The sequence below is a fragment of the Pseudomonas sp. R15(2017) genome, assembly GCF_002112685.1.
Lineage (GTDB): Bacteria > Pseudomonadota > Gammaproteobacteria > Pseudomonadales > Pseudomonadaceae > Aquipseudomonas > Aquipseudomonas glycinae.
This window is the reverse complement of sequence record NZ_NEII01000016.1, coordinates 1-13,491: the sequence shown is the minus strand read 5'-3', so window position 1 is coordinate 13,491 and position 13,491 is coordinate 1. Positions and strand designations below refer to the sequence as shown.

The following is a 13,491-nucleotide window of genomic DNA, read 5'->3' as shown; positions in this document are numbered from 1 at the left end:
CGGACCGATATAACAACTAAAACGACCGATTGGCTGACAAGGAGTTGCGCTTCATGGAAATAGAAGAGTTTGGCTACAAACAGGAGTTGAAACGTAGCCTGACACTGACCGATCTGGTGGTGTACGGGATGATCTTCATGATCCCCATCGCCCCGTTCGGCGTGTATGGCTACGTCAATGCCGAGGCACCGGGGATGGTGCCTTTGGCATATATCATCGGCATGGTGGCGATGGTCTTCACCGCGCTGAGCTACGACAGCATGGCGCGAGCCTTTCCGATTGCCGGATCGGTCTATTCCTACGCACAGCGGGGCCTGAATCAACATGTCGGTTTCATCGCCGGCTGGCTGATGCTGCTCGATTACCTGCTGATTCCGCCGCTGCTGTACGTGTACGCGGCGATGGCGCTCAACCACTTGTATCCGGACATCCCGAAGGTCGGCTTCATTCTGGCATTCCTGGTCAGCGCGACTTTCGTCAACCTGCGCGGCATCACCTTTACCGCCCGCATGAACATCCTGTTCCTGCTGGCACAGCTGGTGGTACTGGGGATTTTCCTGTTCTACGCCTGGAATGCCCTGCACAACGGTGGCGGCAACGGCCAGTTGACCCTGGCGCCGCTGTATCACCCGGAAACCTTCAACTTCGCTCTGCTGATGCAAGCGGTTTCGATTGCGGTGCTGTCGTTCCTCGGCTTCGATGCGATCTCCACCCTTGCCGAAGAGATCAAGGGCGATCCGGGCCGCAGTGTCGGCAAAGCGGCGTTGATCACTCTGGTGGTGATGGGTGTGATTTTCGTCGCACAAACCTGGATCGCCACCGATCTGGCAGCCGGCATGGGCTTCAAATCCGCCGATACCGCGTTCTATGAAATCGCCGAAATCGCTGCCGGCAGCTGGCTGGCGACCCTGACCGGTGTCGCGACCGCTTTGGCCTGGGGCGTGGCGGTAGCGATCACCTCGCAAGCGGCAGTCTCGCGTCTGCTGTTCGGCATGGCCCGCGACGGCAAGCTGCCGAAAGTGCTGGCCAAGGTGCATCCGAAACACAACACACCGTACCTGAGCATCTATCTGGTAGCCGTGCTGTCGCTGGTGATCTGCTACCTGTTCATCAATTCGGTGGACACCCTGACCTCGCTGGTCAACTTCGGCGCCCTGAGCGGCTTCATGCTGCTGCACCTGACCGTGATCAATTACTACTGGCGCCGGCAGAAATCCGGCCAGGTGATCCGTCACCTGATCTGCCCGGTGATCGGCTTCATCATCGTCGCGGCCATCATGTACAACATGGGCGTCGATGCACAGAAACTCGGCCTGATCTGGATCGCACTGGGTCTGGTGTACCTGTTCTTCCTGAACAAGCTCGGCGCCAGTACCGCGCTGCCTGACCCGAGCAATGGCTGACAAGAAAAAGAGCGGCGTCTGACAACAAATCAGGCGACCGCCGCTTTAACGCGTGGAAACCGACAGTGATAGTCAGGTTCGGCGAATGGACCGAACCTTTTGATACAGGAGTGCATCCATGCTGGTCTTACGTCCAGTCGAGCCAAACGACCTGCCTCAATTGCAACAATTGGCGCGCGACAGCCTGGTGGGCGTCACGTCCCTGCCGGACGACAGCGAACGCCTGGGCGAAAAAATCGCCGCGTCCTGCGCCTCGTTCGACAGCGATGCCGTGGCCCAGGGCCCGGAGAATTACTTCTTCGTGCTGGAAGACATCGACAGCCGCCGACTGGTCGGCTGTTCGGAAATTCTCGCCACCGCAGGTTTCAACGAGCCGTTCTACAGCCTGCGCAACCGCCACTTCACCAGCGCTTCGCGGGAGCTGAACATCGAGCACGGCGTGCCGGCGCTGTCGCTGTGCCACGACCTGAGCGGACACACACTGCTGCGCGGTTTCCACATCGACGCGGCACTGGTGCGCACGCCGTTTTCCGAATTGCTGTCGCGGGCACGGCTGCTGTTCATCGCCGCTCACGCGTCACGTTTTGCCGAAGCAGTGATCACTGAAATCGTCGGCTACAGCGACGAGCAAGGCCATTCACCGTTCTGGGATGCGCTGGGCAAACATTTCTTTGACCTGCCCTACGTCGAGGCCGAGCGACTGTGCGGCTTGCAGAGCCGTACGTTTCTCGCCGAACTGATGCCGCAATATCCGATCTACGTGCCGATGCTGCCGCAGGCGGCGCAGGACTGCATCGGCCGTATCCACCCGGACGGCCAGGAAGCTTTCGACATCCTCGAGCGCGAGGGTTTTGAAACCAACAGCTACATCGATCTGTTCGATGCCGGCCCGACCTTATATGCACGCACCGCGAATATTCGTTCGATCGCCCTTAGCCAGACAGCCAAGGTTCAGGAGGAACCCCTGATCGATGCTCGCGGTCGCTATCTGGTGAGCAACGATGCTCTGCATGGTTTTCGGGCCGTGGTCGCCGAGCTGGATTTTCAGCCCGGTCAGCCCCTGGCGCTCAATCCGGCCCTGTGCGCGGCGCTCAACGTCCGCGCTGGCGGCACGATCCGGGTAATCGCCCTGTGAACCGCGCCCCTACCCAACGACAGTGCCCGAACTGGCGCGCAAAAGGAGTTGCAGCATGATTGTCCGTCCGGTCAAAGTCAGCGACCTGCCAGCGTTGATGACGCTGGTGCAACAGGCCGGGCCGGGGTTCACCACCCTGCCCGCCAATGAAGATCGCCTGGCCCACCGGGTACGCTGGGCGCAACGGGCGTTCGCTGAACAGGTCGAGCGGGCCGATGCCGATTATCTGTTCGTGCTTGAAGACGACGAGCAGCGAGTGGTCGGGGTCAGCGCCCTGGCCGGCGCCGTCGGCCTGCGCGAGCCCTGGTACAACTACCGGGTCGGGCTGACCGTCAGCTCGGCACCAGATCTTGGCATCCAGCGGCAGATCCCGACCCTGTTCCTCAACAATGAACTGACCGGCCAATCGGAACTGTGCTCGCTGTTCCTGCGCCACGATCAGCGCCACGGCAGCAATGGACGTCTGCTGTCGCTGGGGCGTTTGCTGTTTGTCGCTGAGTTCCCGCACCTGTTCGGCGAAAAGATGATTGCCGAACTGCGTGGCAGCGCCGACGAACAAGGCTGTTCGCCGTTCTGGGACAGTCTGGGCCGGCACTTCTTCCAGATGGATTTCAGTCACGCCGACCACTTGTCCGGGCTGGGCAACAAGGCGTTCATCGCCGAACTGATGCCGCGCCAGCCGCTGTACACCTGCCTGCTCACCGAACAGGCACAGGCCGTGATCGGCCAGGCCCACCCCAACACCGAGCCGGCACTGAAGATTCTCCAGGCCGAGGGTTTCGCCCATAAAGGCTACATCGACATTTTTGACGGCGGCCCGGTCATCGAGGCGCCGATCCGCAGCATCCGCACGGTGCGCGACAGCCTGGAACTGACCCTGAGCATTGGCACACCGGACGATCAGGCGCCGCTGTGGCTGATCCACAACCGACGCCTGGAAAACTGCCGCATTACCGTCGCAGCGGGACGCCGGATAGGCAGCAGTCTGGTGATCGACCGTCTCACTGCCAAACGCCTGCAATTGCAACCGGGTAATTCGGTGCGGGCGGTGCCGTTACCCAATCAACAGCAGCAGGCGGTGGCGGCCTGAGCGGTAACCGTTCCAACCAAGGGCTGCTCCACAATCGCACCAGCAGCCCCGCCCTCCCCCTTCCTCGTTAATCGCAGCGCAAAACCTTGAAGTACTCCCGAAACGGTCAAAGCCAATGGCTTGCACCGGGCGTAAAGCTGTGGGCGAACAGTCAAACAGCCCGAAAACAACCATCCCATTCGTTTCATCATCGACCATTTCAAATAAAAACATAAACAAACATATATAAACACAACTACTCACACCTCAAGGTTTGCGACTTTACATCCAACTGACTAAAGTCACCCCAACTCAACACCAAACTGAAACAGCATGATCACCAAACTATTAACCAACAGTCTCTCGCCATCAGAGCTACTGCAAGAAATCAGAACTTGCAACATGCGAGCGGAAGTCGAGAAACTTGTAAAAACAATCAATAACAAAAACAAAACACCAGAACACATTCTCTACAAGACACGCATTCTCAACATCACCAACTTACACAACAACAACCTGACGCTTTATTGCAACGACATTGGCAATATCAGCATCAAAATCCCCGGCAATAACGCAGCTTCGCCTTATATGTACTCGATTCCGGGCAAGACTTTTTTGTTTTCCATTGACGGTCATTCGTTCGACGTTCAGCACTACCAGATCGACGACAACGGCCTCAAGCATATTGGCAGCGTTACCATAAACGAGGGTAGCCCGTTGTACATCGACGGCACCAAAGAACTGTATGAATGCGCCCCAGACATTGCCTTCGGTGCGATGACCCTGGTGGACAGACGTGCAGACATCAGCGTCTACGATCGACAGACGCTGCAAAAAGTTGCCTGGTTGCCGAACGATCAAAGCGCAGCGCGCTTCCTGGTCGCTCTGGAATTGTTGGAAGTTGCCCAAGACCCGCAACGTCGAAAGGTTGCCGAAGAACTCGTCTATCACAGCCATGCGGCTGTGGCCTGGAATGCTTTCAATGTGATCGCGGAGCAAGACAGACAAGCCGCATTGGCTTATGCGCCAGTGATGAGGCTGTTGCGGAATGACAAGTTGAACAGCTTCCTCGATTACCAACAGGAGTGCGCACAATGAATATCGAGACGTTCATTCAGCGCATGAACACGTACGACACAGAGTGTGACCACAACAAAATAATCGAGGACCTGAAAAGTCTAGCTACGCATAGAACCTTATTAAGCGAATATTTATACCAAGGCATCCAGCAGAATGGCTTCAGCGTTAAACACATGCTTTATAACGCTTATGCCTTCGTGCTGCACTCAAACGAAAAATACACTGTTCGCCTGGGATTCTGGTCACCCGTCAACTCGAAAGAAGAAGGCGATACATTCATCTACGGTCTGAACCATACACACGACTTTGAGATGTATTGCGTCGGTTATGCCGGAGATGGCTACACGACAATCAAACGCGAAATTCTCGATCACACGCCTATCAGTTGCGGAGTACGACCACAACTTGGAGAGGAACACGAACTAAAACTGGCGCCCGGTGAAGTTCTTCATATGAAGCCACTTTATGAGATTCATCGCCAACTGCCGCCGCAACAGATGTCTGCCTCGCTGAGTCTGTTAATTCATGCTCCGCGGGCACAAGAAAGCGAAGAAGCCTGGTGCTTCGACGAAAACTACGTGCCGATCTACCCCGGCATTGCCATGCAGGAAATCGCTTTTTACGAGAAGACGATGTCCCTGTTCAACCACGGTTAGCCATATGCCGACCACACAAATAAAAAAGGAAAATCACATGAGCATGACTCAGTACAACTTCAACGACGTCCCGCTTCTGCGTGCAGACAGCAGCGTCATCAACACTAACCTGAAAACGGATGAGCCCTCGATTCTTTGCTCCCAATTGGTCATTCCGCGTTTCAACGTCGGTAACATCCACGAAATAAAAAAAATCTGGGGCGAGATCCAGAAGGCTTAATTTTTTGCCTTCGCCCAGGAGCGAATCAGGCCGCAGACGGTAAACGTCTGCGGCCTCTTTTGTTTGTCGCCCTGTAAAAATTCGTCATGATCCTTGACCCATTCGCGTGATAGCCTTTTCACCTTCGGCGTTGACACCTTTGCTCAAGCCTTTCCATTCCTTTGTATTGGTGGAACTCGTATGACCAGGCTTTCTCATCAAGATTTGCGCCGTAACTTCCGTCAGCTGCTGGCTTCCGACACCTGCTATCACACAGCCTCGGTGTTCGATCCGATGTCCGCCCGCATTGCCGCTGACCTGGGTTTTGAAGTTGGGATTCTCGGCGGCTCGGTCGCCTCGTTGCAGGTTCTGGGCGCTCCGGACTTTGCCCTGATCACCCTCAGCGAATTCGCTGAGCAGGCCACCCGCATCGGCCGTGTCGCCCAATTGCCGGTGATCGCCGACGCCGACCACGGCTACGGCAACGCCCTGAACGTAATGCGCACCATCGTCGAACTGGAACGCGCCGGTGTCGCCGCGCTGACCATCGAAGATACCCTGCTGCCGGCCCAGTTCGGCCGTAAATCCACCGACCTGATCACCGTCGCCGAAGGCGTCGGCAAGATCCGCGCAGCACTGGAAGCCCGGGTCGATTCGGAAATGGCGATCATCGCGCGGACCAACGCCGGTATCCTGCCGAACCAGGAAATCATCAGCCGCACCAAGCAATACCAGGCAGCAGGCGCCGACGGTATCTGCATGGTTGGCATCCAGGACTTCGATCAACTCGAGCAGATCGCCGAACACCTGACCGTCCCGCTGATGCTGGTGACCTACGGCAACCCGGCGCTGCGCGACGACAAACGCCTGGCCGAACTGGGCGTGCGCGTCACCATCGACGGCCACGGTGCTTACTTCGCGGCGATCAAGGCGACTTACGACAGCCTGCGCGAACAGCGCCAGATCTTCACCCAGGCCTCCGACCTGAGCGCCACCGAACTGACCCACACCTACACCCAGCCTGAGGAATACATCCTCTGGGCCAAGGAATACATGAGCGTCAAAGAGTAACCTCGCACCACGCTACAAAGAGGCAGAGCGGCCCGACGCCATCACGAGTTCACTCGCATGGCGCCCGCCGCGAAACCGCTGCCTGCCGTTACCGTTTCGCCAACTCCATAATCATCCGCGACAACAGATAAATCCGCGGCGCCACGCTCTCCACCTCCGCGTATTCCTCCGGCGTATGAATGTTGCCGCCGACAATCCCGAACCCGTCCAGCGTCGGCGTCCCTACCCCGGCCGACAGGCTCGCATCCGCCGCCCCGCCACTACCTTCTTCGGTCAACTTGCGGCCAATCTCACCGTAGATCCCTTGGGCCATCGCCATCAAGCGATCCGACTCAGCCGTCTGCGGCATCGGCGGCAAACCGCGTTGCAATGAAGTCTTCACCTCCGTGTCAGGAATCAACTTGTCCTGCGACACCCGCGCCAGATCCTTCTCGATCCGGTCAAATTCTTCCGGCACCGCCGCTCGCACGTCAGCCTTGGCCGTGGCCTGATCCGGGATCACGTTGGTGCGGTCGCCAGCCTTGAGCACGGTGAAGTTGATGGTGGTTTTCTTGGCCTCGTCGCCGAGTTTGCCCAGTTGCAGGATCTGATGCGCCGCCTCCATCGCCGCGTTGCGCCCCAGTTCCGGCGCGACGCCGGCGTGGGCAGCCTTGCCTTTGACCTCCACCAGCGCGGTGGCGCTGCCCTTGCGCCACACCACCAGACCATCGGCCGGACGACCCGGTTCGAGGTTGAGGGTGACGTCGTGGAGTTTGGCGGTTTTCTTGATCAGGTCGGTGGCGACGTCCGAGCCGGTTTCTTCGCTGGCATCGAGCAGAAAGGTGATTTGCGCGTAGTCCTTGAAGTCGAGGTTTTTGAGGATTTTCAGCGCATAGATGCCGGCGACGATTCCGCCCTTGTCGTCCATCACACCCGGCCCGTAGGCGCGGCCGTCCTTGATGTGGAACGGTCGCTCGGCGGCGGAGCCTTCCTTGAACACCGTGTCCATGTGCGCCATCAGCAGGATTTTCGCCTTGCCGGTGCCTTTGAGCGTGGCGAGCACATGGTTGGTTTTTTCCGGGATGTTCGGCACCAACTCGATAGTTGCGCCAAGCTTTTTCAGCTCATCGATGGCAATGTCGCTGACTTGCTTGAGCCCCGGTTCATAGCCGGAACCGGAATCGATATTGACCAGCCGTTCGAGCAATTTCAGGGCTTCGGGCTTGTATTGCTCGGCATCGGCCAGCACTTGTTTGTGCGGTTCGGCAAAGACACCGGAGGCTGCAAAAGTGAGGGACAGGCCGGCCAGCAGAGAACGACGGAATTTGAACGTCATGAATCAATCCTTGTTTCGTGTCGGGTACTGAACCGTACCTGACATCCGCCCAAGGCTCTATCCCCGATGCGACACCCGATCTGTTCAAACCGAATCAAATACCTCGCGTCGCGGGTTGTTATCGCTGCAGCAAATCACCCGGTTACGTCCGCCGGCCTTGGCTTCATACAGTGCCTGATCGGCGTCATCGAGCCAGCGCGTCGCGTCGCCGTGAGCCGGGTCGAGCGCCGCCAGACCAATGCTCAGGCTGACTTTCAGCGCCGGATTCTGGTCATACACCAGAAAGGAAAAACGCTCACGCAATGCTTCCATCGCCTGCGCTGCATTGAACAGCGGCAAGTCCGGCAGGATCACGCAGAACTCGTCACCGCCGTAGCGCCCCGCCACATCGGCCATGCGCAGGTTCTGCTTGAGCATCTTGCTCAGTTGACGCAGAACGATATCGCCGGCCACGTGGCCGTAGGTGTCGTTGATCGCCTTGAAGTGGTCGATGTCGATCAGCGCAATCGCCGCACCGGTCTGCTGGCGCTTGCAGCGTTCGAACTGGATTTCCAGTTGATCCTTCCAGGCGCCGTGATTGAGCAGACCGGTGAGGCTATCGGTGCGGCTCAGGGCCAGAAGTTCACGTTTATGCAAGCCAAGGGTGTAGGCCTGGCGAAAGCAGATCCAGCCCAGCGCCAGCGGATACAGCGTCAACAACGGCAGACAGGCATAAAGCTGTGCCGGCGTGGTCATCGGGACGAACGCCGGGGCAAATACCACCAGCCCAACGCCGACACCAAGCAACTGCGCCGCCGCCCCGGCCAGCAGAAAACGCAAGCCGCCGATGGCAACGTTGTTCATCGCCATCATCGAAATGGTCGTGGCACTGGGCAAGGGATTGAAGTGCATGGACGCCACCCAGAAGCCACCGAGAAAAGCATCGATCAACAGATTGCGGTGTTCGGCGTGGTAAGGAACCTTCGCCCGACGAGCCCATTGATAAGCAAGGTGTGGCCAGACCAGGCCGTTGAACAGCATCAGCGCCCAGACCCAGGCGGGTGGATCGAGCGGGTACATCGCGACGCTCACGCACAAAAGCCCCAGGACCAGCCCGAGGATTCGCGATGCATAGAGCCTCCTGGCCAGTGAAAGTCCCTTTCCTCCCGTTCTTCCCATAAGGGCCTCGACCACTCGACGGCACTGCGCAGACCGCAGACCGGATGTGCTGGGAGTCTATCAGGGCAACGTTAAATAGCCATCACCGGCCAGCGGGCCGAATACCCCGTCATCAGCACCACACGGCAGGCAAATGATTGGCTATACATGAAAGGATGAAAATGGAAAAAAGACTCTAAGAAGGAGGCCCATGCAGACCTACCAAGTGTTGATTATCGGCAGCGGTTTTGGCGGCCAATGCGCGGCGGTCAATCTGCTCAAGGCGGGTATCGACGACTTTCGCTTGCTGGAACGCCGGGACTTTTTCGGTGGCACCTGGTGCCAGAACACCTACCCCGGCGCAGCGGTGGATGTGCCGTCGCCGCTGTATTCCTTGTCATTTGCGCCTTATCGCTGGACGCAGATGTTCGCCGAACAGGCCGAACTGCACCGCTACACCGACCATGTAATCGAACGCTTCGGCCTGCGCGACCGGGTGGAACTGGAGGCCAACGTCGAGCGCGTCGAATGGGACGACACCGAAAAGCGCTGGGCCGTACACACTGGCACCAAAGGCATTTTTTATGCGCAGTTCCTGATCAATGCCACCGGGCCGTTGAGCCAACCGGTTGTCCCACACTTCCCCGGTCAGGATCGCTTTCAGGGCAAGACCTTTCATACAAACAATTGGGATCACAGCTACGACTATCACGGTAAACGAGTAGCGATTGTCGGCAGCGGCGCCAGTGCGGCTCAGGTGATTCCGGCGATTGCGCCGAAGGTCGCCCGATTGCACGTGTTTCAGCGCACCGCGCACTGGGTGCTGCCCCGGGCCGACCGTACGTTCGGTCGGTTCCAGCGCTGGCTGCTGGGTCTGAAACCCGCCTACAAACTGCTGCGCTGGATGATCTACTGGCAATTCGAAACCCGGGTCATCGCCTTCAAATACTCGAAACCGGCGATTCACATGGTGCAGCGCCAAGCCCTGAAGTTTCTCAAACGCCAAGTGACTGACCCCGAGTTGCGGAAAAAACTGACACCGGACTTCACCATCGGCTGCAAACGGGTGCTGCTCTCCAGCACCTATTACCCGGCGCTGACCCGGCCCAACGTCACATTGCACAGCCGCGAGCAAGGCATCGCCAGCCTCGACGAAACCGGCATCATCACCACGGACGGCCAGCACATCGACGTCGATCTGATCGTCTGGTCGACCGGTTACGACGCCACCGACGGCGTGATTTCCTACCCGGTCAGCGGAAAAAACGCCGTGCAACTGCGCGACGTGTGGGCGCAATACCCGCGCGCCTACCTCGGCACCAGCCTGCCGGACTTTCCCAACCTGTTTATCGTCACCGGGCCGAACACCGGCATCGGGCATACTTCGGCGCTGTTCATCATCGAATCGCAGATGAACTACATCCTCGACTGTATCCGCACGGTGCAGGCCAAAGGTCTGCGCAGCATCGAAGTTCGCCCCGAAGCAGAACGTACCTACACTCAGATGATTCACCGGGAAATGGAGCGCACGGTCTGGAAAACCGGCGGCTGCCACAGTTGGTATCAAAGCAGGAGCGGTCATGTGATCGCGATGTTTCCCGGCTTCAGTTTCAGCTATCACCGGTTGACCCGGGCGCTGAAACCGGCCGACCACATTCTGTCTTGAACAAGGAAGACCCACGATGCTTTTGTTGTTTGTCGCCCTCGCGGTTTTCGTGGCCTGGAGCTGGTTGAGTTACCCGGCGGTCGGCCACTGGCTCTACGATCTGAGCGCGGCCCTGGAGGCCAGGCTGTACCGGTTACACAAGATCGAAGTGCCGATTGCCGAAATGACCGTGTCGACCTGGCAAGGCGGGCCTTATGAAGCGTCGAGCAGCATCTTGATGCTGCACGGCTACAGCGCCGAAAAGAACCTGTGGCTGCGCTTTGCCCGGCATTTTGTCGGGCAGTATCGGGTGATCATCCCGGACCTGGCCGGCCACGGTGAAACCGGCTTCAAGGCCGGCGGTGGCTACGACATCCCGGTGCAGGCCAAGCGCATGATCCAGTTGCTCGACGTCTGCGGCGTCGAGAAAGTCCACGTGATCGGCAACTCCATGGGCGGCTACATCGCCGCGTGGCTGGCGGCGACCTACCCGGATCGCATCGCTTCGGTAGCGCTGATCGACCCGGCGGGCGTCACTGCGCCCGAGCCCAGCGACATGGAGCGCCACCTGGCCCGTGGGCACAATCCGTTCCTGATCAATTCCCGGGAAGAATTCCGACGTTTCTATGCCATGACCATGGCCTCGCCACCGTGGGTGCCCGGCCTGGTGCTGGACGCCATCGCCCAGCGTTACGAACAATGCCGCGACGAACTGGAAGAGATCTTCCGCGATTTTCGCGCCAGCCCGCCGATGGAGCCGAAACTGCCGGACATCAAATGCCCGGCACTGTTGCTCTGGGGCCGCAAGGACCGGTTGATCGACGTCAGCAGCGTGCCGGTGTGGAGCAAAGGCATCAGCAATTTGCGGGTCGATGTCTGGGATGGCGTCGGCCATATGCCGATGGTCGAGCAACCGTCGAACACGGCACGTCTGTATCGGGAGTTTCTGGGGGAGCATTCGCGCCAGGACAGGTAAACGGTCAGTCGTTGGCAGAATGAAGTCCGTAGGATTCTTCGTTTGCCCGCGTCGGCGAAGGCTGCGATCTTTTCCAACACCTTTTACGTGACCGTGCCAGGAATTTTTTTCATGACCGTGCAGCCTTTCGTCAGCCCCGACCTGATCCGCCAACGCTTTTCCAAAGCGATGTCCGACATGTACCGCGAAGAAGTGCCGCTGTACGGCGCGTTGATGGAACTGGTGGAAGAGACCAACCGCGACGTGCTGGCACGCGAGCCGCAAATCGCCAGTCAACTGCACAGCACTGGCGAAATCGAACGGCTGGACATGGAGCGCCACGGCGCCATCCGCGTCGGCACCGCCACCGAACTGGCCACCCTCTCCCGCCTGTTTGCGGTGATGGGCATGCAACCGGTGGGCTATTACGACCTGACCCCTGCCGGGGTGCCGGTGCACTCCACGGCGTTCCGGGCGGTGCATGAAGATGCGCTGCAGGTCAGTCCGTTCCGGGTGTTCACTTCGTTGCTGCGACTGGTATTGATTGAAGACCCCGAGCTGCGGGCCTTCGCGCAATCGGTGCTGGATAAGCGTTCGATCTTTACGCCATCGGCGCTAAGGTTGATCGAACAGGCCGAATCGGCTGGCGGTCTGAATGAATCCGAGGCCGGGGAATTTGTCCTGCAAGCGCTGGAGACTTTTCGCTGGCACCACAGCGCCACCGTCACTGCCGCGCAATACCAGACGCTCAGCGCCCAGCATCGCTTGATCGCCGATGTCGTGGCCTTCAAGGGCCCGCACATCAACCACCTGACCCCGCGCACACTGGACATCGACGTTGTCCAGGCACAGATGCCGCTGCACGGCATCACGCCCAAAGCGGTGATCGAAGGCCCGCCGCGCCGGCAGCATCCGATCCTGTTGCGTCAGACCAGTTTCAAGGCGCTGGACGAGCCGATCGCCTTCACCGACCAGACACAAACCCGCGGCAGCCACAGCGCCCGCTTCGGCGAAATCGAACAACGTGGCGCAGCGCTGACCCCCAAGGGCCGTGCGTTGTACGACCGCCTGCTGAACGCGGCGCGCGATGAACTGGGCGATTTCCCCAACGAAGCCAACGCCTCACGCTACAACGCCCTTATGACCCAGCATTTCAGCGAATTCCCTGACAGCCTCGAGGGCATGCGCGAGCAGGAACTGGCGTACTTCCGTTATTTCCTGACAGGCAAAGTAGGTCGTCCCGCAGATGTAACGCTGCAAGGATTATTACGCGACGGCTATGTGAAAGCCGAACCGCTGGTGTACGAAGATTTCCTGCCAGTCAGTGCGGCAGGGATTTTTCAGTCGAACCTGGGGGACGCGGCGCAGGCGCACTATGGCGAACATTCCAATCGACAGGCGTTCGAGTTGGCCTTGGGGCGTTCGACCATTGATGAGTTGGGCCTGTATGCCGAAACCCAGCAACGTTCGATCGAGGAATGCCTCACTGCAATTGCCCGCTCCGCGTGAACAGCGGCGATTGGCCATACTGCGCAAGAAGTTGCGCACTTGTTTCGTAAAAATGCTCACCAATTCCGCTGGAGGCCATGTGTTTCAAGGCTTCCAGCCAAGTGCGCAAGAAGTTGCGCAGTACTGCGCAACTTCTTGCGCACTTCGAGCTACCTGGCTGATCAAAAAACGCTCAAAGCCTCGATCCAGAGCGGTCAAGTCCCCGGCTCCCGGGGGCGCACCAAAAGCTGGCACGCTCCTTGATAACAGTCAGGCACCCACCGGGCGATTTCGCCTCCCGGGCACCCTAACTTTATCCGCAAGGAGCACCTCCCATG

The 13,491-nt window shown here is 58.8% G+C and carries 12 protein-coding genes; 10 read left to right on the top strand and 2 right to left on the bottom strand.

Annotated features, from left to right (window positions below; all coding sequences use genetic code 11):
- Positions 1–53 precede the first annotated feature (53 nt).
- The 7 genes from CAF77_RS26330 to CAF77_RS26300 all read left to right on the top strand — a co-directional run bounded on the left by CAF77_RS26330 (position 54) and on the right by CAF77_RS26300 (position 6,613).
- Complete coding sequence (locus CAF77_RS26330) at positions 54–1,403, top strand: APC family permease (RefSeq protein ID WP_085655674.1); 1,350 nt, start codon at positions 54–56, stop codon at positions 1,401–1,403.
- Between the two features lie 118 nt (positions 1,404–1,521).
- Positions 1,522–2,538 carry an arginine N-succinyltransferase gene (locus tag CAF77_RS26325; protein ID WP_085655673.1) on the top strand — a complete coding sequence of 339 codons (1,017 nt, stop codon included), beginning with the start codon at positions 1,522–1,524 and terminating at the stop codon, positions 2,536–2,538.
- 55 nt (positions 2,539–2,593) lie between these two features.
- On the top strand, positions 2,594–3,628 hold the full coding sequence (astA, locus tag CAF77_RS26320) for an arginine N-succinyltransferase (protein ID WP_064382384.1): 1,035 nt from the start codon (positions 2,594–2,596) through the stop codon (positions 3,626–3,628).
- A gap of 312 nt (positions 3,629–3,940) precedes the next feature.
- Positions 3,941–4,705 (top strand): hypothetical protein, encoded by a 765-nt coding sequence (locus CAF77_RS26315; protein WP_139831642.1) that lies wholly within the window; start codon positions 3,941–3,943, stop codon positions 4,703–4,705.
- Positions 4,702–5,343, top strand: a complete 642-nt coding sequence (locus tag CAF77_RS26310; protein ID WP_064382386.1) for a hypothetical protein — start codon at positions 4,702–4,704, stop codon at positions 5,341–5,343. The genes CAF77_RS26315 and CAF77_RS26310 overlap by 4 nt, the downstream gene beginning before the upstream one ends.
- 37 nt (positions 5,344–5,380) lie before the next feature.
- Positions 5,381–5,563 (top strand): hypothetical protein, encoded by a 183-nt coding sequence (locus CAF77_RS26305; protein WP_064382387.1) that lies wholly within the window; start codon positions 5,381–5,383, stop codon positions 5,561–5,563.
- A 180-nt stretch (positions 5,564–5,743) separates the two neighbouring features.
- On the top strand, positions 5,744–6,613 hold the full coding sequence (locus CAF77_RS26300) for an oxaloacetate decarboxylase (protein WP_007956238.1): 870 nt from the start codon (positions 5,744–5,746) through the stop codon (positions 6,611–6,613).
- 88 nt (positions 6,614–6,701) lie between these two features.
- On the opposite strand, the gene CAF77_RS26295 is transcribed toward CAF77_RS26300, so the two are convergent.
- Complete coding sequence (locus CAF77_RS26295; protein WP_064382388.1) at positions 6,702–7,928, bottom strand: M20/M25/M40 family metallo-hydrolase; 1,227 nt, start codon at positions 7,926–7,928, stop codon at positions 6,702–6,704.
- An 84-nt stretch (positions 7,929–8,012) separates the two neighbouring features.
- Positions 8,013–9,086 (bottom strand): diguanylate cyclase, encoded by a 1,074-nt coding sequence (locus CAF77_RS26290; RefSeq protein ID WP_064382389.1) that lies wholly within the window; start codon positions 9,084–9,086, stop codon positions 8,013–8,015.
- 190 nt (positions 9,087–9,276) lie between these two features.
- Between CAF77_RS26290 and CAF77_RS26285 the strand changes: the two genes are divergently transcribed.
- The 3 genes from CAF77_RS26285 (at position 9,277) to CAF77_RS26275 (ending at position 13,174) form a co-directional block, all read left to right on the top strand.
- A complete protein-coding gene (locus CAF77_RS26285) occupies positions 9,277–10,731 on the top strand; it encodes an NAD(P)/FAD-dependent oxidoreductase (RefSeq protein WP_064382390.1) in 1,455 nt (484 codons plus the stop codon).
- 16 nt (positions 10,732–10,747) lie between these two features.
- Positions 10,748–11,686: an alpha/beta fold hydrolase gene (locus CAF77_RS26280; RefSeq protein WP_011333489.1), complete on the top strand. Its 939-nt coding sequence runs from the start codon at positions 10,748–10,750 to the stop codon at positions 11,684–11,686.
- 111 nt (positions 11,687–11,797) lie between these two features.
- Positions 11,798–13,174 carry a VOC family protein gene (locus CAF77_RS26275; RefSeq protein WP_064382391.1) on the top strand — a complete coding sequence of 459 codons (1,377 nt, stop codon included), beginning with the start codon at positions 11,798–11,800 and terminating at the stop codon, positions 13,172–13,174.
- The last annotated feature ends 317 nt before the right edge of the window (positions 13,175–13,491 follow it).